This is a genomic window from Gemella haemolysans, from assembly GCF_012273215.1.
In the GTDB taxonomy this organism is placed as follows: Bacteria; Bacillota; Bacilli; order Staphylococcales; family Gemellaceae; genus Gemella; species Gemella haemolysans_A.
Map to the genome: position 1 here is coordinate 1,521,701 of NZ_CP050965.1, position 21,483 is coordinate 1,543,183.

The window sequence follows — 21,483 nt, forward strand, 5'->3', positions numbered from 1 at the left end:
ACACCTCTTCCTTATTTTTAAAAATCATATTCTACTTCTTTTTCATATTGCTCTTTTAATATTCTTCCTAATTCAGTAATATCTGCCATTACATCATTATAATGCGAACACATTTTTATTACTTCATTTGATTCAAATTCTCTTTGAATTTCCGCTGTATAGTCAACAACTCTATTTTTCGAATCTCTTACATCGCTAAAAGTAATCTTCGAAAATCCTGATAATAATTGAAAATTAAACACCCCGCCATAAAATACTAATGCATCTTTATATATTAAAACTCTTAAATTTTTATTTATATATTTTGCATCTCGTATTAAAATATCTACATCGTGTTCTGTCTCTGGATATTCAATGAATAATTCTTCATATTCATCTCTAGCTTTTCTAATTCCTTTTATTATAGATCTAATTAAAAATAATGTAGCCAAAACAATAGCCGCAGAAAATCCATAAGTACCTAAGTAATATAAAGTTCCAGGTACTTTTATATAGACATTTGAAATAAAAGGTTTTTCTTGTAATTTACTTTTATAATTAGCTTTTGTCTTATCTAATCCAAGGTCTTTAATTACCTCTAGGATTCTAACTTTAATCAAAGTACTATGTTCTGCAGCAGCATTGAATTTATCTAACAATTCAGAAGAAATATTTGTTCTTCCTTTTCCTCCTTTTTCTCCAATTACATCTATGCGAGAATAAAGATTTTTATCTTTCAGATTTATAATCTTGCTTTCTGGAACATCACTACTTTGGATTAATTTCTTAATATCTTTTTGTGTAGCCTTTAATATTACAAAACCATTTTCGTGTTGAACCATATAAAATTTTTCATCGTCAGCTAATTTTTCATCTACTATATCAAGTTTTTCGAGAGCTTCTAATTTAATATAAGTAATTCCGGAATAATTCCCCGTGAATTGATCACCTTCATTATATAACGTTTCAGCAGACTTTGTATAGCTATTATATGAAGCTCTAGTAGCGATCAAACTAACAAAAATCAAGTTTATAGCAATGAATATTTTTAACCTTGTTCCTCTTAAATAACTCTTCTTCATAACTTCACTTCCTTTTTTTATTTAGACTTTTTTACACACTAAGATATTTATAACATATTCTGTCTTTATATATTCAATGACAAGTTTTTTCATATTAACCTCTAGATTTTCTAACATTTTTTATTATAGAAGTTATCAAAAATAATGTACCTAGAACAAAAATCGTAGTGAATCCATAAGTGCCTATGTAATATAAATAACCAGGTACTGTTAGATATACGTTAGAAACAAAAGGTTTTTCTTGTAATTTTTTATAGTAAGCTTCTGTTTTATTTGAGCCCTCTTCTTTTAATACATCTGAAACTCTGTTCTTAATCAAAGAACTATGTTTTGCTGCATCATTGAATTTATCTAATAATTCAAAAGAAATGTGAACTCTTCCTCTACTACTTCCTTTTTCCCTTTTTACATCAACACGAGAATAAATATTTTTATCTTTTAGATTTATTATTTTCCCCTCTGGCACATCACTACTGTGAATTAGTTTCTTAATATCTTCTTGTGTAGCTTTTAATATTACAAAACCATTTTCGTGTTCAACCATGTAAAATTTTTCGTCTTCGTCTAGTTCTTTATCTACTATATCTAGTTCCTCAAGAGCTTCCAATTTAACATATGTAATCCCTATACTTTCACCTTCAAATTGATCACCTTTTTCATATGACCTTTCAGGAGAGCTTATGGTGTTACTATATGTTGATCCAACAGCTATAATACTAACAAAAATAAACATTATAGCAAAAACTAATTTTAACCTTATACCTCTTAGTTTCCTTTTCTTCATAACTTTCCTTCACGTCCTTAATTATTTGGATTTTCTATAATTATACTTTTTGTTTTCATTATAAATTTTTGAAATACCCTCTATTCGCTATCTTCAGGTATTCTCTTAGCGTTCTAATGTTTTTATATTTTTTATCAATAATTATATCTTACTTTTTTTCCGAAAGTTTCTTTTAATGTTTTCCCTAATTCATCAATATCTTCTCTTGAATTTTTATAGTTCGAGCAGACTTTTACTTTTTCATCTGTTTCAAAATTATTGTGGAAGTGTGCTATATAGCTTACAACTCTAACTTTTCGAATTTCTCTATCAAAAGTTACCTTTGAAAAACCTGATAATAATTGGAAATTAAACCCTTTGCCGTATAATATTAATGCATCTTTGTATATTAAAACCTTTAGTTTTTTGTTTATATATTTTGCTTCTCGTACTAAAATATCTAAATCTCGTTCTGTCTCCGGGTATTCAATGAATAATTCTTCGTACTCAGCTTTATTTTTTCTAATATTTTTTATTACAGATTTAATTAAGAAAAACGGAATAAGAAGAAATACTACTTCCGCTCCATAAGCTCCAATATAATATCCTATACCAGGTACTACTAAATAATAGTTCGAAAGAAATGGTTTTTCTCGTAATTTACTTGAATAATCATCTAATACACTCCCTCTAAATATTAAACTGTGCTCAGCAGCATTTTCAAATTTTTCTTTTAATTCTGGAGAGATATTTATTTCCCACTTACTTTCTCTTTCAAATATAGCATTAACACGAGAGTAAATATTTTTATCCTTTAAATCTATTATTTTGTTATTTGGTATATCGTTACTTTGAATTAATTTTTTAACATCATCCTTAGAAGCTTTTAACATTACAAAACCATGTTCATGCTGAAGCATATAGAATTTTTTATTATCCTTTAAGCTATCATCTGTAATATCTAATTCTTCAAGGGCCTCTACCTTAATAAAAGTATACCAACTAGCTTTTGGAAATTGTTTTCCTTCTTTATACTGAACTTCTGCTGATCTTATATGATTTTTATATAGTCCTATGGTTGCTGCGATGCTAAACAAAACAAACAATATTGCAAAGAATATTTTTAACCTTGTTCCTCTTAAATAACTCTTCCTCATAACTTCCTTCATGTCCTTAATTATTTAGATTTTCTATAATTATACTTTTTATTTTCTTTATATATTTTTAAAATACTCTATATACCGTATTTACGTGTATTGCCTTAGTTTTCTAATATTATTACATTTTTATCAAAAATTATACCTTACTGTTTTTCCAAAGGTTTGTTTTAATGTTTTTCCTAATTCGTCAATATCTTCTCTTGAATTTTTATAGTTCGAGCAGACTTTTACTTTTTCGTCTGTTTCAAAATTATTGTGGAAGTGTGCTATATAGCTTACAACTCTACCTTTTCGGATTTCTCTATCAAAAGTTACCTTTGAAAAATCCGATAACAATTGGAAATTGAACCCTTTGCCGTATAATATTAATGCATCTTTGTATATTAAGGCCTTTAATTTTTTATTTATATATTTTGCTTCTCGTACTAAAATATCTAAATCTCGTTCTGTCTCCGGATATTTAATGAATAATTCTTCGTATTCAGCTTTATTTTTTCTAATATTTTTTATTACAGATTTAATTAAGAAAAATGTAATAAGAAGAATTACTACTTCCACTGCATAAGTTAAAAAATAATATCCTTTACCAGGCACTGTTAAATAAAACTGTGAAGTAAATGGTTTTTCTCGTAATTTACTTGAATAATCATCTACACTTTTCTTTATTACAATTTCATTAACTATATCTGAAACTCTTGCTCTAATTAGTGAACTATTCTCTGCAGCATTTTTAAATTTTTCTTTTAATTCTGGAGAGATATTCTTTCTCCCCTTGCTTCCTCTTTCAAAGATGGCATTAACAGGAGAATAAATATCTTTATCCTTTAAATCTATTAATTTTTCATTTGGTATATCATTACTTTGTATTAATTTCTTAACATCTTCCTTAGAAGCTTTTAACATTACAAATCCATGTTCATGCTGGAGCATATAGAATTTTTGATTATCTTTTAAGCTATCATCTGTAATATCTAACTCTTCAAGAGCTTCTACCTTAATAAAAGTATAACCTTTAGATTTTTGGAATTGTTTTCCTTCTTTATACTGTACCTCTGCTGATTTTGTTCTATCATCATAAAGGCTTTGGATCCCCCCGATACTCATCAGAACGAACAATATTGCAAAGAATAGTTTTAACCATGTTCCTCTTAAATAACTCTTCCTCATAACTTTCCTTCACGTCCTTAATTATTTGGATTTTCTATAATTATAGCACCATCTTCTGTTCCTTTAATGCATAGTTTACACATATTTAAAAATAGACCATGCTCTACTACTCCAACTATGCTTTCTAGTTTTTCTTTTACAGCTTTAATATCAAATCCATAACCCAAGTGTAAATCCACTATAAAATTGCTGTTGTCAGTTATAAGAGTAGCACCATCTTTTAATCTTAACACTGGATTTAGACCCGCTTCTTCCATTTTTCTTATAGTATGACTATAACCAAATGGTAATATTTCTACAGGTAGGTTAAAGTTCCCAAGTTTTTCTACATCTTTACTCTCATCATAGATCCAGATTACTTCACAAGCAATATCAGCAACTATTTTTTCTCTAAATAATGCTGCTCCTCCACCTTTTATCGCATTAAAATCCTTATCGATTTCATCTACTCCATCAACAGCAAGATCAATATGATCAATCTCTTCTAGTTCTTTGATTTTAAGCCCCAAGCTCTTAGCTAGTTCAACCGTTTGAATCGACGTTGATACCATTTCAACATTCAATCCTTCTTTTACTCTATCAGCTAGTGCGTGCACAAAATAGAATACTGTCGATCCTGTCCCTAAACCAACGACCATACCATCTTTTACATATTCTACAGCTTTTTTACCAACAACTTCTTTTAGATTCATTTCAGTTCCCCTTTTAATGTATATGTTACTTTTAAATTATTTATATTCAACTAATAGATATTTTTTCTTACCGCGTCTAAGTACTGTAAATCCATCTTCTAATCTGTCTTTAGCTTCTACAACATATTCTAAGTCTGTAACTTTATCCCCATTCACATAAACAGCACCATTGTTTACATCTTCACGTGCTTGACGTTTTGATTGAACTAGATTGCTTTCAACTAGGAAATCTACAATATTGTATTCTTTTTTCTCTAATTCAGATTTTGGCATACCTTTAACAGCTTCTTTTAATTCATCGTGAGTTAGTTCTTTAATGTTTCCTGAGAATAATGCTTTTGTAATGTTTAATGCACTCTCTAACGCTTTTTCACCGTGAACAATTTTCACCATTTCTTCTGCTAATGCTTTTTGAGCTAAACGTAGGTGTGGTTCTTTTTCAGAACTTTCTCTTAATGCTTCAATTTGGTCTTTTTCTAAGAATGTGAATTTTTTAAGAGCCGAAACTACTTCTGTATCCGCAGTGTTGAACCAGAATTGGTAAAATTCATAAGGTGTTGTTTGTTCTGGATCTAACCATACTGCTCCACCAGTAGATTTACCAAATTTAGTTCCATCAGATTTTAACATTAATGGAATAGTAAATCCGTATGCTTCAACATCTCCACGAAGTTTTCTCATGATTTCTAGACCAGTAGTAATGTTACCCCATTGGTCTGAACCACCAATTTGTAATTTAACATTGTGGTGTTCATTTAAGTATGCATAGTCAATACCTTGTAGTATAGTATAGCTGAATTCTGTAAATGATAATCCGTTATCTAGGCGACTTGAAATTGAGTCCTTCGCTAGTAAGTAATTGATATTTACTAATTTTCCGTAATCACGTAAAAATTCAATCATAGATAATTTTCCTAACCAGTCACGGTTATTTACAAATTCAATATTATCATCTCCACGGAAAATATTACGAAGTTGCCCTTCAAGACGACTAGCATTATCTTCGATTACCTCTAGACTTTGTAATTGACGTTCTTCACTTCTTCCTGATGGATCACCAATAATCCCAGTTCCTCCACCTACTAAAATAACAGGTTTATGCCCGTGTTGTTGAAATCTTTTTAATGTTAAAAATGGTAGTAAGTGCCCAATGTGTAGTGAATTACCAGTTGGGTCTGTTCCACAGTAAATAGACACACTTTCTTTCTCTAATAATTCTTTAATTCCTTCTTCATCTGTTTGTTGATAAACTAAATCTCTATATTTTAAATCTTCTAATAATTTGCTCATTAAAATACCTCCATATCAATTTTTATACACTTAATTCAATTATATCATATTTTTATTTTTTCTTTTATCTTTTTCTTTTATTTTAAATATAAAATCTATTATTCACTTGCATATGATTTAGTCTTTCATATAAAAATATGGTATAATATAGCTAATAGTATGCAATCTAAGGAGATTACAATGAAATTTAAGAAGATATTAACTTCTATGACTCAAACCCTTCTTCTTTCAATTGGACTGCTAATCAGTCTAAGCATGGGACTTGCTATTGGCTATATAGGTGGCCTTGTAAAAGATCAACCCGTATTAACTCAAAAAGAAATGAAGGAACAAATAAATAACATTAGTAAGAACAGTGAAGTATACTTTGGTAGTGGAGAAAAATTAGGTACAATAAACTCCGAATTAATTAGAAAAACTGTTACTTACGAAGATTTAGGAGACAATGTCAAAAATGCAATAATTGCGAGTGAAGACTCTAACTTCTACTCTAATAGCGGAATTAATATTTTTGCTATACTAAGGGCAGCACATAGTGAAGCTACGGGAGCTAGAACATCTGGAGGAAGTACAATTACTCAGCAATTAGTAAAAAATCAGCTTCTTGACAATTCTAGATCTTATGAAAGAAAAGCGAAAGAAATATTACTAGCACTACGTGTAGATAGTCACTTCTCAAAAAATGAAATTCTTGAGAATTATCTAAATGTTGCTCCATTTGGAAAAAACAGTTTAGGTCAAAATATCAGTGGTATAGAAACTGCTGCACAAGGTGTTTTCGGTGTTCATTCTAAAGATTTAAATGTGGCACAAGCTGCATATTTAATCGGATTTGTTCAATCACCATATAAATACACACCTTTTGATGCGGCTGGTAATGTTCGACCTGATGAAGAACTTCAAGCTGGTCTAGATAGACAAAAATATGTACTTGATAGAATGGTTGCTAATGACTTTATCACAAAAGAGCAAATGGAAGAAGCTAAGCAATTCGATATTAAAGGTGCATTCACTAAACAAAAATATTCTGAATACACCGACTATCCATACATTCGTGATGAGGTTACTAGTTCAGTTGCTGAAATTCTAGCTGAACAAACAGCAGCAAGAAATAATAGACAAGAAGACTTTAAGACAAATTCTGACTATAGAAATGAATTAATAGAAAAAAGTCGAATCAAATTTATTACTGGTGGATATAAAGTAAAAACAACACTCGATAAGAAACTTTACGATACACTCCAAGAAACGAAAAAACAATTTGCTTCTTACCCTACTTATTCTTATGGGGGAGTTGTTTATCCATTAGAAATTGGAGCCTCAGTAATAGAAAATAATAGTGGTAAGATTCTAGCGTTTATCGGTGGTATGGATTACAATAAACAACAACTTAACCATGCTACAAGGACTCGTCGTTCTCCAGGTTCTACGATAAAACCATTATTAGTTTATGGACCTGCAATAGATAAAGGTTATATTACACCGAATTCAACGCTTCTAGATAAACGTTTCAACTACAACGGTTGGCGTCCTGAGAACTATGATAATTCACAACACGGTTATCTTCCAGCAAGACAAGCATTAGGAGGATCTCTTAACTTAGCAACAATAAGATTGTATTCTGCCTTCCAAAAAGAAGAACCTGTAAAGAATTACTTAGAGAAAATGGATATCGGTGGCCTTACAGACAGTGATAAAGAAAACCTACCAACCGCTATTGGTGGTATGACGTATGGCTTTTCTGTAACAGAAAATACAAGCGCATTCTCTACTTTTGGTAATAAAGGGGAACATAAAAAAGCACACATCATTGAAGAAATTGAAAATAATGATGGTGAACTTGTTTACAAAGCTGATTTTTCACCTGTCAAAATCTATGAAGAATCGACAAGTTACTTAATCGTTGATATGCTTGGAGATGTTATTAATAAGAGCTATGGTACATCTAGAGATATGCCAAGCAAACTAAAATTTAGCTCGAAAAATCTATTTGTTAAAACAGGGACATCTGAATACTATAAAGACCTTTGGGTTGTTGGTGGTACTACTAAGGTAACTGTTGGACTATGGAATGGTTATGACAATCCTGCAAGAGTGCCTAGTTATGATTATGCGCAAAGAAGCTGGGTGGCTATTATGAATGCTATATATGCATTAGATAAGAATATTCTTTCACCTGATACGGCATTCACGCGACCTAGCTCAGTTACTGAGTCTAGCATTAATCCTTACAACAATGCTAAAGGTGGAACAAAAGATCTTATCCCTACTGGATTTAAAGAACTATCTAAAGAAAAAACATTGGCTAAATTAGGTTCTAATATAGATAAGGCCATTTCATTCGGAGATCCAGCAAAAGTAGTAGTTAAGAAACAAGAAGTTAAAAAAGAAGATAAAGAGAAGAAAGAAGACAAAGAGAAAAAAGAAACAAATAATAGTTCAGCCACTACAACTCCATCTTCTCCACCTCCTATCTTGAAACCAGTTGCACCTGGTGATAATTCAGATTAAACTAAAAAGTCAACATGAATGACATTTTCATGTTGACTTTTATTATTTCACTTTTGCTAGTACATCATAAAAAGATGGTAAATCATGTGCTTCAGCTATTTCTGACCAATTTCCTACATCGTCTAAACCTTTAGCATGAGTTAGCGTATAAATTGCCTTAGTTAATGTGTAAAATTCCTGTAATGGTTTTAATAAATTTTTAAGATTGGATTTGCTAGCATCTCCCATTACTTTTTCATAAAGTGTTGTCGCTTTTTTACTATCATTACAATTTATTACATCATCTGATATGATTCCTGAGTGCGCTAAATACAATAGATAATTATAAACTGCCTTAAACGTTCTGTATGAATCTGTAATTCCTACTTCACTAGAAGTTTTTACTCCTTTTTTATATGAAAAATTACTTATTTGTTGTTGAATTGGTGTTTTTATTTTTTCTACAATCAACCCTATAAATTCATCCGTCACCTGTTTTTGATTTTCTACTACATCATCTGGTGTAATATTTTTATCAATTAACCTATTATAATAATCACTGAAAATTTTATCCAGTTCATAAGTATCATCTTCTGTTAAATACTCTTCAGGCGCAACAAAGTTCTTTATTATCTCAGGAAACTCTATAGTTTTTCCTACATGAAATGTTCCTACTGTCATATTTAACGATTGTATAAAATCATTTTTTCTCACAAAATTATATATGTGATGGGCATTTTTTGCATAATAATTAGAAGTAAAATCCTGAAGTTTATTAGTCTCTTCTAAATCTTTTTCTAAAAAATACTCTTCCAATTTTTTATTAAATTTTTTATCATATTTTCTAAGTTGTTTTAACTGAGGTAAAGCTGTATTAAATGTGTAAACTCGTTGATATGTCTGTTTTAATAGTTCAACAGTAATTGCTATATGACCTCCAAGAGAGTGTCCAGCAGCAACTTTATAACAAGAGTCAAAGCTTACAATCTTTCTTTTTAAAAACTTAGTAAATTTACATGCAGAATCTATTTGACTAGTATTCTCACCTGAAACGATTCCTGTATAATTATAAAACCAATCGCTAATATCCTCACTCTCACTACCTCTATAAATGACAAGAAGCTCATTTATCCTTGGAATGTATATCGCCGTAGCTTGGAAACCATTTTTTGTAATCTTTGGAACTGATAGCCCACTATTATATACTTCAATATCCTCAAAAACTTCTCCAGTAACATCTTTTAAAATTCTTTTTATTTTATATTCTACTGTACTCTGTTTTTTATTTCCTTTAATTAAATACTCATACTCTGTTAATTTAGCTACAAGTAGTGGATTATGGAAAAATCTTAACATAGTAAAATCACCTCTTTTATATAAAAATAATTATAACACATTTTATAGAGAATATAAAAATTCTATATCTTCCCAGTTAATGAGAAAATATAGAATTTTATTTTTATTATACGTTAAATCTAAATAACATGATGTCGCCGTCTTTTACTTCGTACTCTTTACCTTCAAGACGTACACGACCTGCTTCTTTAGCTTTTGGCATACTTCCATATTCAACTAAGTCATCATAACTTACAGTCTCAGCACGGATAAATCCACGTTCGAAGTCTGAGTGGATAATTCCAGCACATTCAGGAGCTAACATACCTTTTTTGAATGTCCATGCACGTACTTCTTGTACACCTGCTGTGAAGTATGTTGCTAATCCTAATAGGCTATAACTTGCTTTAATTAGTTTATCTAATCCACTTTCGTCAATTCCTAACTCTTCTAAGAACATTGCTTTTTCTTCATCTTCTAATGAAGCCATTTCTTCTTCGATTTTTGCACAAACTACGATAACTTGGCTTCCTTCACTTGCAGCAAATTCACGAACACTTGCTACGTGTTTATTAGCATCAACGTCAAGTAGATCATCTTCACTTACGTTAGCAACATAAAGCATAGGTTTCATTGTTAATAAATGTAATCCTTTTGCGATTTTTTGCTCTTCTTTATCGAATTCTAAAAGTCTTGCTGGTTTTTCTTCTTTAAGAATATCACGCACTTTAGAAAGTACAGCAAATTCTGCAACAGCATCTTTATCTTTTTGTTTAGCTTGTTTTTCAACACGTCCGATACGTTTTTCAACACTTTCTAAGTCAGCTAAGATTAACTCTAGGTTAATAACTTCAATATCGTATAATGGATCTACTCCACCAGCAACGTGAGTAATGTTTTCATCTTCAAAACATCTAACAACTTGACAAATTGCATCTACTTCACGAATGTGACTTAAGAATTTATTCCCTAATCCTTCACCTTTAGATGCACCTTTTACGATACCAGCAATATCAGTAAACTCGAATGATGTTGGTACTGTTTTTTTTGGTTCTACTAATTCTGTTAATTTATTTAATCTGTGGTCTGGTACTTCTACAATCCCTACGTTTGGATCAATTGTTGCGAAAGGATAGTTCGCAGCTAATGCTCCTGCTTTTGTAATTGCGTTAAAAAGTGTACTCTTTCCTACGTTTGGTAATCCTACTATTCCGGCTGTTAATGCCATAGTATCAATCACTCCTTTTCTTCATTAATTTCTTATATTACTTAGGCCTTGCCTACTCAACTTAACCATTATATCATAAAACGCAAAACTTATCATTTAATATTATGCTATTTAAAAATATTTTTGGTAATAATCATTAATTTCATTCATTAGTATATAAAAAGATACTAACTATTATAAAAGTACGTACTTTACAAAAAAACATTTTAGTATGTAAAATATATTACAAGAGATAAAATCTATAAAAAAAAATACTAATAGGATGGTAAAAACTTATGAAAAAATATAATTCAAACATTAAACTTGGAACTGCTACGCTTAATGTTGTAAACTTTGACAGACAACTCAAATTTTATACTGAAGTTATGGGAATGACTGTAATTTCTAAAAATGATATAGAGGCTACTTTAGGAACTTCAGATAATACTCCGCTTCTTCACTTGAAAAAAGTTGATGGCCCTCTAGTTCATTCATATGGACTATATCACATAGCTTACCTAGTTCCAGATGAACAAAGTCTAGCGAATATCTTACGTCATTTTATTGATTCTAACGTTCCTTTAGATGGTGGATCTGACCATGGTTATAGTAATGCTCTATACCTAAGTGATATAGAAGATAATGGAATTGAAGTTTATTACGATAAAGATGAAAGTATTTGGGATAGAAAAGAAGACGGTAAAATCATAGGAGTAACTGAACCTATAGATGCTACTCACCTACTTGATATTTCTGAAACTGTAGTACCTTATGTTTTACCAGTAGGAACTATCATTGGTCATGTTCACCTGAGTGTTCAAAACTCTACAGTTTCTTCTAATTTCTATCAAGATGTGCTGGGATTTAGTGATAAATTTACTGTAGCTAGTGCAAGTTGGATTGCTTATGGTAATTATCATCATCACTTAGCTGTTAACCACTGGGGTGGCCCTAACTTAAGTCTTAGACAAAAAGGAACTCCTGGTTTAGATTATTTTGAAATAATATTTATTGATGACATTGCTTACAACAAAATTGTGGAAAATATAAAAAATAATAACACTAAAATCATTAGTGAATATGATAATAAAATCATTATCAATGATCCAAATGGAATCGAAGTACACTTAATAAAAGAAATATAATATCAAAAAACTTGAGAGGGATGACTCAATAAAATCAATTTCTTTGAGTCATTCCCTTTAGTTATTAGTCGCTTATTTCCATAGCTTTATGATATAATAAGAATATTATTTTATCAGAAGGAGGACCTATGCAGGATTTTATAGCACAATTTGGTAGCTTTGCACCTATAGTTTTTTTAATACTAGCATCTATATTACCAATATTTTTATTTCCACCAGGGATATTTTCTGCGATTGGTGGTTATTTATTTGGTTTTACTCATGGTTTTATCCTTTCAATAATTTCTTCAATAATCTATACTAGCGCTATGTTTATCATCTCAAGATACTTCGCAAGTGATTACGTTGAAAAATACTTAGCTAAAAAACTATCAAAAAAACAATACGATACGATTTTTGGTATAAGTGAAAATAAACTTATGATATTTTTAATAATTTACAGATTAATCCCAGTTCTTCCAAATAGTGTTATTTGTTACTCATATGGTTTAACTAAGATATCGTTTAAAAAGTATTTTATAGGTAATATTATAGGTTTAATTCCTGGAAAAATGATTTGGCTACACTTCGGAACTACTCTAAATAATATTGGAAGTATGGAATTTTTATATGGAATAATTATACTTTTATCATTTATTTTTATCAGTTCAAAAATATCGAAAAAATTTAATAAGTAACAAAAAGCTAGTAAATCTTAACTCAAGATTCACTAGCTTTTTATATTATGAATGTTTTTCAACTATTTTTTTAATTTTTTTGTTAAACTCACGTCTCGGCATCATAATGTTATTATCACACTTCAGGCATTTTATCTTTATATCTGCCCCCATACGTGTAATTTGCCATCTATTTGTGCCACAAGGGTGTTGTTTTTTCATTTCAACTATGTCATTTAATTCATATTCCATAAGCCAACCTCCTATTTTTCTTCATTTGAAGTGAGTAGTGATTCAAACTCTTTATAAAAATCACGTCTTAACATTGTTTCCACTTTATTTTTTTTACCAACTTTCGCCTTACCAACGACTTTTATTGTAATAACATTATCAGCTATATTTTCTATATTATCTATATGTAATTTATCATTTTTATATAATAATTCTCGGTATTCTTTACTAGAATTAGCTGAGTTTATTACTTTATTTACGCGCTCCTCACTTTTTTCAATAGTTTCATCGATTTTTATCGGCAACTCTACTAAGGCTAAATTATACATTAATGAATAGTTTACAACCTGATTAATAGTTCCATTAGGAATGAAATATACTTCTCCATCTTTTGATCGTATTTTCGTAGAGCGTAAGCCAAGTGACATAACGTCCCCTCCAGCAATAAAAGCTGCCTGGTTGTATATTTTAACATTATCTCCTACATCAAATTGTCCTTCAAGAATGATAAAGAACCCCGAAATAATATCCTTAACTAAGCTCTGAGCACCAAAACCAATAGCAACAGAAGCAATCCCAGCACTAGCAACTATACTCGTCGTATTAACTCCTAAAATAGACAAAACTTGAAAAAAAGCAATAAAATAAATTGAATAACGAACTGCGCTTTTTACAAGCTTATGTAACGTCTCTGATCGTTTCTCATTAAACTTTATATTGAATTTCTTATTAGCATTATCTCTAGTCGTCATAACATAATCGATAATCTTATTAAATATTCGCACTAATATCGATGCTACAATGAAGATACCTATTATAATTAGAAATTTTTCTAAAATTGTAATCAATAAATCTGTATTATTTATTGTACCTTTAATTTTTTCAATAAAATTCATAATTATTCATCCTTGAATAATGAAATAATACGTTCAAACTCATCATTATCTTTGAACTCAATTTCAATCTTACCTTTTTTATTACGACCTTGTTTAATAGTTACAGAAGTTCCTAGGAGTTTTTTAAGATTGTTTTCTTGTTCTTCTATAAAAATATCCTTAACTTTTGGTTTCTTAACTTCTTTTGGTTTTAATAACTTCGCTACATATTCTTCTAACTCACGAACTGACATTTTTCTATCAATTACTAAAGCACAAACTTCTTCCATAGCTTTTTTTGTTTTTAATGAAAGTAAAGTTCTTGCGTGAGCTGCACTTATTAACCCTTGCTCAAGCTTATTTTTTATTTCTGCAGGTAATTTTAATAGTCGTAAACTATTGGCGATATATGGTCTACTTTTTCCAAGTTTCTTAGCCAATTCTTCTTGAGTTAATGACATTTTATCCATCAGATTTTTATAACTTTCTGATTCTTCTAATGCTGATAAATCCTCACGTTGTAAGTTTTCTAGGACCGCAAAGATCATCATTTCTTCATCAGTCATTTCTTTAATAATAGCTGGAATTTCTTTCTTACCTAGCAGTTCAAAAGCTCTATATCGACGTTCACCAGCTATGATGTAATAACCTTTTACTGCTTTTTTTACAATAATAGGCTGTAATAATCCATTTTTTTCAATAGATTCTTTTAATTCATTTAACTTCTCTTCGTTGAAATAAGTACGAGGTTGATATGGATTTTTCTTAATCTCTTCTAATGAGATTTCTACTATTTTATCATTATCAGTAGTTAATTCTACATTTTCAGTAGCAAAAATTGCATCAAGACCACGACCTAATCCCTTACCTAGTTTCTTAGCCACGCTCAATCACCTCTTTAGCTAATGATAAATATTGTTTTGCACCATTAGAATTTTTAGCATATTCAATAATTGGTTCACCAAAACTTGGCGCTTCGCTTAAGCGAACAGTTCTAGATATAACAGTATCAAATGCTTTATCTTTAAAGTGATCTCGAACTTGTTCAGCTACTTGATTAGATATATTAGTTCTACTATCTGTCATAGTAAGCAAGACACCAAAAATATCTAATTTAGAGTTCAAGTGCTTTCTAACTATATTAAATGTATTCATAAGCTGGCTAAGCCCCTCTAGAGCGTAATATTCAGTCTGCACTGGAATAATTACTCCATTAGCTGCAGTTAAAGAATTTAACGTAATTAGACCTAAAGACGGTGGGCAGTCGATTACTACATAGTCATACTCACCTTTAATTTCTGAGATTGCATTTTTCATACGTTGTTCACGACTAATCGCTGAAACTAGTTCAACTTCTGCACCTGCTAATGCTATGCTAGAAGGAACTATGTCTAGGTTCTCATAAGCTGTTTTTTGAATAACATCATTAATATTAACTTCGTCAACAAGTATATTATAAATTGATTGTTCTATAGCCGCTTTATCTACACCTACACCACTCGTAGCATTAGCCTGTGGATCAGTATCTATTAATAATACTTTTTTCTTTAAATGTGCTAAAGACGCAGCTAAATTTATTGAAGTAGTTGTTTTTCCCACTCCACCTTTTTGATTACATATCGCTAAAATTTTCATCTTTTACCTCTTTATTTACATATCTTGGTATGGTAACTTTGATAACCACACTATCCATATTTTCTTCTTCTTCTTTATTAAGACTAATATTATACTTTTCTTCTAATTTTGCTATTTCTTTTGTAAGTTTTGCTATAACTTTTTGACCATCATAATTTACCACAGTATTGAAAACTTTAATATCTTTTTTAATCTTCAAATAAGTATCAATTTTTTCCTCAGTTTGAGAAACATTTAAATTTTGTGATAAAATCTGAACTAAAAGTTTTTCCTGAGCAGAAGCATCTAATTTTACCATAGCACGCCCATGTCGCTCAGTAATTTTCTTAGTGTTAATAGCATCAATTACTTTATCACTTAATTTCAATAATCGTAACTTATTAGCTACAGTAGCCTGTGTTTTTCCTAAAGATTTTGCTAGTTCATCTTGAGTTAGTTTATTTATACTTAGAAGCTCTTGATATGCATGTGCTTCTTCTATAGGCGTTAATTCTTCCCTTTGTATATTTTCAATTAAAGCCAAAGTCGCCATTTGTTCATCCGTTAACTCTTTTACAATCGCCTTAGTTGTTGGATACTGTAAATACTTAATAGCTCTTAGCCTTCTTTCACCAGCTATAAGCTCGTAAAAGCCATTCCCTATATCACGAACTGTAATAGATTGAAGTAATCCATTTTGTTTAATAGACTCAGCCAATTCTTTAATTTTTTCTTCTGTAAATTCTCTTCTAGGCTGATATTTATTAGGAACAATCTTTTCAACTAATATTTCTCTAAGGACATCATCATCTGAAATACCGACTTTCTCAGCTCTTTGTGTTAAATCATACAGTTTACTAAATGGTTTTACACTTTCACTCATATTTTACCTCCTATGGCACTTATATACATTAATACAATAACATAATTAATATCTTTTGTCAAAAGTATTTCCCAAAAAATAAAACACAATAAGCTTTATATTTTAGGCATTTTAAAGAATATTTCCTGAGAATATTAGTTATTTAATAAATTTTTTGCATAAAAAAAGTGCAATCATAAATGATTACACTTTAAACAGGGACGGCAGGAATCGAACCCACACCAAAGGTTTTGGAGACCTTTGTTCTACCGTTAAACTACGTCCCTAAGAATGGTGGGAAGAAGTGGATTCGAACCACTGAACCCTAAGGAGCGGATTTACAGTCCGCCGCGTTTAGCCTCTTCGCTATCTTCCCAAATATAAAAAAATGCCGGCCAGAGGACTTGAACCCCCGACCTACTGATTACAAGTCAGTTGCTCTACCAACTGAGCTAGGCCGGCAACATGGTGCCTCGAGACAGAGTCGAACTGCCGACACATGGAGCTTCAATCCATTGCTCTACCAACTGAGCTATCGAGGCATTATTAAATTTTTACATAAAAAAATGGCGGTCCCGACGGGAATCGAACCCGCGATCTCCTGCGTGACAGGCAGGCGTGATAACCGCTACACCACGGGACCTAGTTATTAAAAATTGCGGGAGATGGATTTGAACCATCGACCTTTGGGTTATGAGCCCAACGAGCTGCCAGACTGCTCCATCCCGCGATAATAAAAATGGAGGAGGAAAGGGGATTCGAACCCCTGCGAGCTTTTACACTCCTGTCGGTTTTCAAGACCGATCCCTTCAGCCGGACTTGGGTATTCCTCCTTGATAAATGGTGGACTCTGCAGGACTCGAACCTGCGACCGATCGGTTATGAGCCGATAGCTCTAACCAACTGAGCTAAGAGTCCGTGTTCCTAGAGAATTCACTAACTATTATTGGTGGCGGCAGAGGGGATCGAACCCCCGACCTTACGGGTATGAACCGTACGCTCTAGCCAGCTGAGCTACGCCGCCAATAAAGGCTTAAATTCATTATTTAAAATGGTGGAGCCTAGCGGGATCGAACCGCTGACCTCCTGCGTGCAAAGCAGGCGCTCTCCCAGCTGAGCTAAGGCCCCAAATCAATAATGTTTATATATTCTTTTCAATGGTCGGGAAGACAGGATTCGAACCTGCGACCCCTTGGTCCCAAACCAAGTGCTCTACCAAGCTGAGCTACTTCCCGTTTACTTAAATGGCGCGCCCAAGAGGAGTCGAACCCCTAACCTTTTGATCCGTAGTCAAACGCTCTATCCAATTGAGCTATGGGCGCTAATATAATGGTGCCGAGGACCGGAATCGAACCGGTACGGTATTGCTACCGCAGGATTTTAAGTCCTGTGCGTCTGCCAGTTCCGCCACCCCGGCACTATATTAACTATTGGAGCGAAAGACGGGATTTGAACCCGCGACCCTCACCTTGGCAAGGTGATGTTCTACCCCTGAACTACTTTCGCGAATATTTAGAAATGGTGCGGGTGAAGGGAGTCGAACCCCCACGCCGTGAGGCGCTAGATCCTAAGTCTAGTGCGTCTGCCAATTCCGCCACACCCGCAAAAGAATGGTGAGCCATGAAGGACTCGAACCTTCGACCCTTTGATTAAAAGTCAAATGCTCTACCAACTGAGCTAATGGCTCTAAATAAATGGTGCCGGCCAGAGGACTTGAACCCCCGACCTACTGATTACAAGTCAGTTGCTCTACCAACTGAGCTAGGCCGGCATAAATGGTGGAGGTTAACGGGATCGAACCGCTGACCCCTTGCTTGTAAGGCAAGTGCTCTCCCAGCTGAGCTAAACCTCCGAATCAAAAGCCTGGCAACGTTCTAGTCTCACAGGGCGTAAGCCCAACTACATTCGACGCTAAAGAGCTTAACTTCTGTGTTCGGTATGGGTACAGGTGTGTCCTCTTCGCTATCGCCACCAGACGAAAACTTCATATACATATTATATCATCTTTTTTCTTTTTGTCAACAGTTACCTTCAAAGAACTTTCACTTGATTAAGTCCTCGACCTATTAGTATTAGTCAGCTGAACACGTTACCGTGCTTACACTCCTAACCTATTCTCCTTGTCGTCTTCAAGGGGTCTTAATATCCGTGGGAAATCTCATCTCGAGGGGGGCTTCATGCTTAGATGCTTTCAGCTCTTATCCCTTCCGTATTTAGCTACCCAGCTATGCCACTGGCGTGACAACTGGTACACCATTGATACGTCCATCCCGGTCCTCTCGTACTAAGGACAGCTCCTCTCAAATTTCCTACGCCCACGACGGATAGGGACCGAACTGTCTCACGACGTTCTGAACCCAGCTCGCGTACCGCTTTAATGGGCGAACAGCCCAACCCTTGGGACCGACTACAGCCCCAGGATGCGATGAGCCGACATCGAGGTGCCAAACCTCCCCGTCGATGTGGACTCTTGGGGGAGATAAGCCTGTTATCCCCAGGGTAGCTTTTATCCGTTGAGCGATGGCCCTTCCATGCGGAACCACCGGATCACTAAGTCCTGCTTTCGCACCTGCTCGACTTGTAAGTCTCACAGTCAAGCTCCCTTGTGCCTTTACACTCTGCAAATGATTTCCAACCATTCTGAGGGAACCTTTGAACGCCTCCGTTACTCTTTGGGAGGCGACCGCCCCAGTCAAACTGCCCACCTGACACTGTCTCCCGGTTTTCTATGCCGAGGGTTAGAATTTCAATACAGCAAGGGTAGTATCCCAACAACGCCTCCTCATACACTGGCGTGCATGATTCTTAGGCTCCTACCTATCCTGTACATACTGCATCAAAATTCAATATCAAGCTACAGTAAAGCTCCATGGGGTCTTTCCGTCCTGTCGCGGGTAACCTGCATCTTCACAGGTACTATGATTTCACCGAGTCCATCGTTGAGACAGTGCCCAAATCGTTACGCCTTTCGTGCGGGTCGGAACTTACCCGACAAGGAATTTCGCTACCTTAGGACCGTTATAGTTACGGCCGCCGTTTACTGGGGCTTCAATTCATACCTTCGCTTACGCTAAGCACTCCTCTTAACCTTCCAGCACCGGGCAGGCGTCAGCCCCTATACTTCACCTTACGGTTTTGCAGAGACCTGTGTTTTTGTTAAACAGTCGCTTGGGCCTATTCACTGCGGCCTACTCTCGTAGGCACCCCTTCTCCCGAAGTTACGGGGTCATTTTGCCGAGTTCCTTAACGATGGTTCTCTCGCTCACCTTAGAATTCTCTTCCCAACTACCTGTGTCGGTTTGCGGTACGGGCACCTCTTATCTCGATAGCGGCTTTTCTTGAGAGTTTGGCTTCATTGACTTCGCTACTATATTTCGCTCCCCATCACACTTCAGTCTTACGAGCAGCGGATTTGCCTACTACTCAACCTTTGTGCTTAGACGTCCTATTCCATCAGGACGATCAATTAGCCTCCTCTGTCCCCACTTCTCTCAAACGATATTTGGTGGTACAGGAATTTCTACCTGTTGTCCATCGGCTTCACCATTCGGCTTCACCTTAGGTCCCGACTTACCCAGAGCGGACGAGCCTTCCTCTGGAAACCTTAGTCATTCGGTGGATAGGATTCTCACCTATCTTTCGCTACTCACACCGGCATTCTCACTTCTAACCTCTCCACCTCGCCTTACAGCTCAGCTTCTATGATGTTAGAACGCTCTCCTACCATATAACATTAGTTATATCCGCAGCTTCGGTTGTATGTTTAGCCCCGGTACATTTTCGGCGCGATGTCACTCGACCAGTGAGCTATTACGCACTCTTTAAATGGTGGCTGCTTCTAAGCCAACATCCTGGTTGTCTGTGCATCATCACATCCTTTTCCACTTAACATACAATTTGGGACCTTAGCTGGCGGTCTGGGCTGTTTCCCTTTCGACTACGAACCTTATCACCCGCAGTCTGACTCCCGTTGATATTTATCTGGCATTCGGAGTTTGTCTGAATTCGGTAACCCGGGATGGGCCCCTAGTCCAAACAGTGCTCTACCTCCAGTAAACTCACAACGAGGCTAGCCCTAAAGCTATTTCGGAGAGAACCAGCTATTTCCAAGTTCGATTGGAATTTCTCCGCTACCCACAGCTCATCCAAACACTTTTCAACGTGTCCTGGTTCGGTCCTCCATTCAGTGTTACCTAAACTTCAACCTGGCCATGGGTAGATCACTTGGTTTCGGGTCTACTCCATCATACTATTTCGCCCTATTAAGACTCGCTTTCGCTTCGGCTCCATGTCTTCCACTTAACCTCGCATGATAAAGTAACTCGCCGGTTCATTCTACAAAAGGCACGCCATCACCCACAAAGGGGCTCTGACTACTTGTAAGCACACGGTTTCAGGTTCTCTTTCACTCCCCTCCCGGGGTTCTTTTCACCTTTCCCTCACGGTACTGGTTCACTATCGGTCACTAGGTAGTATTTAGCCTTACCAGATGGTCCTGGTAGATTCCGACGGAATTCCTCGTGTTCCGCCGTACTCAGGTGCTCTCTCTCGCCAACTTAGCATTTCGTATACAGGACTTTTACCTTCTACGGTCTAACTTTCCAGCTTGTTCTACTATACTTCGTCATACGATTTGTTGAGAGTCCTACAACCCCAATATGCAAGCACATTGGTTTGGGCTCCTTCCTTTTCGCTCGCCGCTACTAAGGAAATCGATTTTTCTTTCTCTTCCTACAGGTACTTAGATGTTTCAGTTCCCTGCGTTACCTCGCTTTCGCGTACCGCCCTTTTAAAAACGGTGGGTTCCCCCATTCGGATATCTACGGCTCTTTGCTTACTTACAGCTCCCCGTAGCATTTCGTCGTTTGTCACGTCCTTCATCGGCTCCTAGTGCCAAGGCATCCTCCGTGCGCCCTTTACTACTTAATCGTGTGT

16 protein-coding genes, 18 tRNA genes and 2 rRNA genes are annotated in these 21,483 nt (G+C 34.4%); 3 read left to right on the plus strand and 33 right to left on the minus strand.

From position 1 onward, the window contains the following. Window positions 1–17: 17 nt before the first annotated feature. From FOC48_RS07290 to tyrS, 6 genes are all read right to left on the minus strand, one after another. Entirely contained in the window at window positions 18–1,061 is a 1,044-nt protein-coding gene (locus tag FOC48_RS07290) for a hypothetical protein (protein WP_003147396.1), read from the minus strand. A 94-nt stretch (window positions 1,062–1,155) separates the two neighbouring features. Further along, the gene (locus tag FOC48_RS07295) at window positions 1,156–1,845 is read right to left on the minus strand and encodes a hypothetical protein (RefSeq protein WP_003147397.1); all 690 of its coding nucleotides are present in this window, start codon (window positions 1,843–1,845) and stop codon (window positions 1,156–1,158) included. A gap of 134 nt (window positions 1,846–1,979) precedes the next feature. Next, window positions 1,980–2,981, minus strand: coding sequence for a hypothetical protein (locus FOC48_RS07300; RefSeq protein WP_003147399.1), 1,002 nt, complete (start codon window positions 2,979–2,981; stop codon window positions 1,980–1,982). 132 nt (window positions 2,982–3,113) lie between these two features. After that, complete coding sequence (locus FOC48_RS07305) at window positions 3,114–4,151, minus strand: hypothetical protein (RefSeq protein WP_003147400.1); 1,038 nt, start codon at window positions 4,149–4,151, stop codon at window positions 3,114–3,116. Window positions 4,152–4,168: 17 nt separating this feature from the next. After that, window positions 4,169–4,843 carry a ribose-5-phosphate isomerase RpiA gene (gene rpiA / locus FOC48_RS07310; RefSeq protein WP_003147401.1) on the minus strand — a complete coding sequence of 225 codons (675 nt, stop codon included), beginning with the start codon at window positions 4,841–4,843 and terminating at the stop codon, window positions 4,169–4,171. 36 nt (window positions 4,844–4,879) lie between these two features. Then, a complete protein-coding gene (tyrS, locus tag FOC48_RS07315; protein WP_003147402.1) occupies window positions 4,880–6,133 on the minus strand; it encodes a tyrosine--tRNA ligase in 1,254 nt (417 codons plus the stop codon). A 180-nt stretch (window positions 6,134–6,313) separates the two neighbouring features. On the opposite strand from tyrS, the gene FOC48_RS07320 reads away from it, so the two are divergent. Beyond that, window positions 6,314–8,644, plus strand: coding sequence for a transglycosylase domain-containing protein (locus FOC48_RS07320; protein WP_003147403.1), 2,331 nt, complete (start codon window positions 6,314–6,316; stop codon window positions 8,642–8,644). Window positions 8,645–8,686: 42 nt separating this feature from the next. Here FOC48_RS07320 and FOC48_RS07325 read toward each other — a convergent pair whose 3' ends face one another. Further along, window positions 8,687–9,979: a DUF6792 domain-containing protein gene (locus FOC48_RS07325; protein WP_003147404.1), complete on the minus strand. Its 1,293-nt coding sequence runs from the start codon at window positions 9,977–9,979 to the stop codon at window positions 8,687–8,689. A gap of 106 nt (window positions 9,980–10,085) precedes the next feature. Beyond that, a complete protein-coding gene (ychF, locus tag FOC48_RS07330) occupies window positions 10,086–11,186 on the minus strand; it encodes a redox-regulated ATPase YchF (protein ID WP_003147405.1) in 1,101 nt (366 codons plus the stop codon). Window positions 11,187–11,461: 275 nt separating this feature from the next. On the opposite strand from ychF, the gene FOC48_RS07335 reads away from it, so the two are divergent. Together FOC48_RS07335 and FOC48_RS07340 are read left to right on the plus strand one after the other, a co-directional pair. Then, window positions 11,462–12,310, plus strand: a complete 849-nt coding sequence (locus tag FOC48_RS07335; protein WP_003147406.1) for a VOC family protein — start codon at window positions 11,462–11,464, stop codon at window positions 12,308–12,310. A 128-nt stretch (window positions 12,311–12,438) separates the two neighbouring features. Continuing rightward, window positions 12,439–12,987 (plus strand): TVP38/TMEM64 family protein, encoded by a 549-nt coding sequence (locus FOC48_RS07340; RefSeq protein ID WP_003147407.1) that lies wholly within the window; start codon window positions 12,439–12,441, stop codon window positions 12,985–12,987. A 45-nt stretch (window positions 12,988–13,032) separates the two neighbouring features. On the opposite strand, the gene FOC48_RS07345 is transcribed toward FOC48_RS07340, so the two are convergent. From FOC48_RS07345 to FOC48_RS07465, 25 genes are all read right to left on the minus strand, one after another. After that, window positions 13,033–13,218, minus strand: a complete 186-nt coding sequence (locus tag FOC48_RS07345; protein ID WP_003147408.1) for a DUF951 domain-containing protein — start codon at window positions 13,216–13,218, stop codon at window positions 13,033–13,035. An 11-nt stretch (window positions 13,219–13,229) separates the two neighbouring features. Beyond that, window positions 13,230–14,093 carry a mechanosensitive ion channel family protein gene (locus FOC48_RS07350; RefSeq protein WP_003147409.1) on the minus strand — a complete coding sequence of 288 codons (864 nt, stop codon included), beginning with the start codon at window positions 14,091–14,093 and terminating at the stop codon, window positions 13,230–13,232. A gap of 2 nt (window positions 14,094–14,095) precedes the next feature. Beyond that, entirely contained in the window at window positions 14,096–14,956 is an 861-nt protein-coding gene (locus tag FOC48_RS07355) for a ParB/RepB/Spo0J family partition protein (RefSeq protein WP_003147410.1), read from the minus strand. Further along, on the minus strand, window positions 14,949–15,707 hold the full coding sequence (locus tag FOC48_RS07360; RefSeq protein ID WP_003147411.1) for a ParA family protein: 759 nt from the start codon (window positions 15,705–15,707) through the stop codon (window positions 14,949–14,951). The genes FOC48_RS07355 and FOC48_RS07360 overlap by 8 nt, the downstream gene beginning before the upstream one ends. Beyond that, window positions 15,685–16,569, minus strand: coding sequence for a ParB/RepB/Spo0J family partition protein (locus FOC48_RS07365; protein WP_003147413.1), 885 nt, complete (start codon window positions 16,567–16,569; stop codon window positions 15,685–15,687). Before FOC48_RS07365 ends, FOC48_RS07360 begins: the two co-directional genes overlap by 23 nt. A 195-nt stretch (window positions 16,570–16,764) precedes the next feature. Then, window positions 16,765–16,835 (minus strand) — tRNA-Trp (locus tag FOC48_RS07370). Between the two features lie 5 nt (window positions 16,836–16,840). Next, window positions 16,841–16,924 (minus strand) — tRNA-Tyr (locus FOC48_RS07375). 13 nt (window positions 16,925–16,937) lie between these two features. Beyond that, window positions 16,938–17,010, minus strand: a tRNA-Thr gene (locus tag FOC48_RS07380). Window positions 17,011–17,014: 4 nt separating this feature from the next. Continuing rightward, window positions 17,015–17,090: transfer RNA gene (locus FOC48_RS07385), tRNA-Phe, on the minus strand. Between the two features lie 25 nt (window positions 17,091–17,115). Continuing rightward, window positions 17,116–17,191 (minus strand) — tRNA-Asp (locus FOC48_RS07390). A gap of 13 nt (window positions 17,192–17,204) precedes the next feature. Next, window positions 17,205–17,278 (minus strand) — tRNA-Met (locus tag FOC48_RS07395). Between the two features lie 10 nt (window positions 17,279–17,288). Further along, window positions 17,289–17,381, minus strand: a tRNA-Ser gene (locus FOC48_RS07400). Window positions 17,382–17,389: 8 nt separating this feature from the next. Beyond that, window positions 17,390–17,466 (minus strand) — tRNA-Ile (locus FOC48_RS07405). 29 nt (window positions 17,467–17,495) lie between these two features. Continuing rightward, window positions 17,496–17,572: transfer RNA gene (locus FOC48_RS07410), tRNA-Met, on the minus strand. A gap of 28 nt (window positions 17,573–17,600) precedes the next feature. Then, a tRNA-Ala gene (locus FOC48_RS07415) sits at window positions 17,601–17,676 on the minus strand. 30 nt (window positions 17,677–17,706) lie between these two features. Continuing rightward, window positions 17,707–17,783: transfer RNA gene (locus FOC48_RS07420), tRNA-Pro, on the minus strand. A 10-nt stretch (window positions 17,784–17,793) separates the two neighbouring features. Beyond that, a tRNA-Arg gene (locus FOC48_RS07425) sits at window positions 17,794–17,870 on the minus strand. A gap of 8 nt (window positions 17,871–17,878) precedes the next feature. Continuing rightward, a tRNA-Leu gene (locus FOC48_RS07430) sits at window positions 17,879–17,965 on the minus strand. A gap of 14 nt (window positions 17,966–17,979) precedes the next feature. Continuing rightward, window positions 17,980–18,054 (minus strand) — tRNA-Gly (locus FOC48_RS07435). A 13-nt stretch (window positions 18,055–18,067) separates the two neighbouring features. Beyond that, window positions 18,068–18,152, minus strand: a tRNA-Leu gene (locus FOC48_RS07440). Between the two features lie 7 nt (window positions 18,153–18,159). After that, window positions 18,160–18,235 (minus strand) — tRNA-Lys (locus FOC48_RS07445). Between the two features lie 8 nt (window positions 18,236–18,243). After that, window positions 18,244–18,319: transfer RNA gene (locus FOC48_RS07450), tRNA-Thr, on the minus strand. 5 nt (window positions 18,320–18,324) lie between these two features. After that, window positions 18,325–18,400 (minus strand) — tRNA-Val (locus tag FOC48_RS07455). 9 nt (window positions 18,401–18,409) lie between these two features. Next, window positions 18,410–18,524: ribosomal RNA gene (gene rrf, locus FOC48_RS07460) — 5S ribosomal RNA — on the minus strand. Between the two features lie 70 nt (window positions 18,525–18,594). Continuing rightward, window positions 18,595–21,477, minus strand: a 23S ribosomal RNA gene (locus FOC48_RS07465). Window positions 21,478–21,483 lie beyond the last annotated feature (6 nt).

Excerpts from the sequence above, each read along its gene's own strand:
- FOC48_RS07320 (WP_003147403.1), top strand. The coding sequence starts at position 6,314 with ATGAAATTTAAGAAGATATTAACTTCTATGACTCAAACCCTTCTTCTT.
- FOC48_RS07305 (WP_003147400.1), bottom strand. The coding sequence starts at position 4,151 with ATGAGGAAGAGTTATTTAAGAGGAACATGGTTAAAACTATTCTTTGCA.
- FOC48_RS07350 (WP_003147409.1), bottom strand. The coding sequence starts at position 14,093 with ATGAATTTTATTGAAAAAATTAAAGGTACAATAAATAATACAGATTTA.
- FOC48_RS07295 (WP_003147397.1), bottom strand. The coding sequence starts at position 1,845 with ATGAAGAAAAGGAAACTAAGAGGTATAAGGTTAAAATTAGTTTTTGCT.
- FOC48_RS07325 (WP_003147404.1), bottom strand. The coding sequence starts at position 9,979 with ATGTTAAGATTTTTCCATAATCCACTACTTGTAGCTAAATTAACAGAG.
- tyrS (WP_003147402.1), bottom strand. The coding sequence starts at position 6,133 with ATGAGCAAATTATTAGAAGATTTAAAATATAGAGATTTAGTTTATCAA.
- FOC48_RS07340 (WP_003147407.1), top strand. The coding sequence starts at position 12,439 with ATGCAGGATTTTATAGCACAATTTGGTAGCTTTGCACCTATAGTTTTT.
- FOC48_RS07300 (WP_003147399.1), bottom strand. The coding sequence starts at position 2,981 with ATGAGGAAGAGTTATTTAAGAGGAACAAGGTTAAAAATATTCTTTGCA.
- FOC48_RS07360 (WP_003147411.1), bottom strand. The coding sequence starts at position 15,707 with ATGAAAATTTTAGCGATATGTAATCAAAAAGGTGGAGTGGGAAAAACA.
- FOC48_RS07335 (WP_003147406.1), top strand. The coding sequence starts at position 11,462 with ATGAAAAAATATAATTCAAACATTAAACTTGGAACTGCTACGCTTAAT.
- ychF (WP_003147405.1), bottom strand. The coding sequence starts at position 11,186 with ATGGCATTAACAGCCGGAATAGTAGGATTACCAAACGTAGGAAAGAGT.
- rpiA (WP_003147401.1), bottom strand. The coding sequence starts at position 4,843 with ATGAATCTAAAAGAAGTTGTTGGTAAAAAAGCTGTAGAATATGTAAAA.
- FOC48_RS07345 (WP_003147408.1), bottom strand. The coding sequence starts at position 13,218 with ATGGAATATGAATTAAATGACATAGTTGAAATGAAAAAACAACACCCT.
- FOC48_RS07290 (WP_003147396.1), bottom strand. The coding sequence starts at position 1,061 with ATGAAGAAGAGTTATTTAAGAGGAACAAGGTTAAAAATATTCATTGCT.
- FOC48_RS07365 (WP_003147413.1), bottom strand. The coding sequence starts at position 16,569 with ATGAGTGAAAGTGTAAAACCATTTAGTAAACTGTATGATTTAACACAA.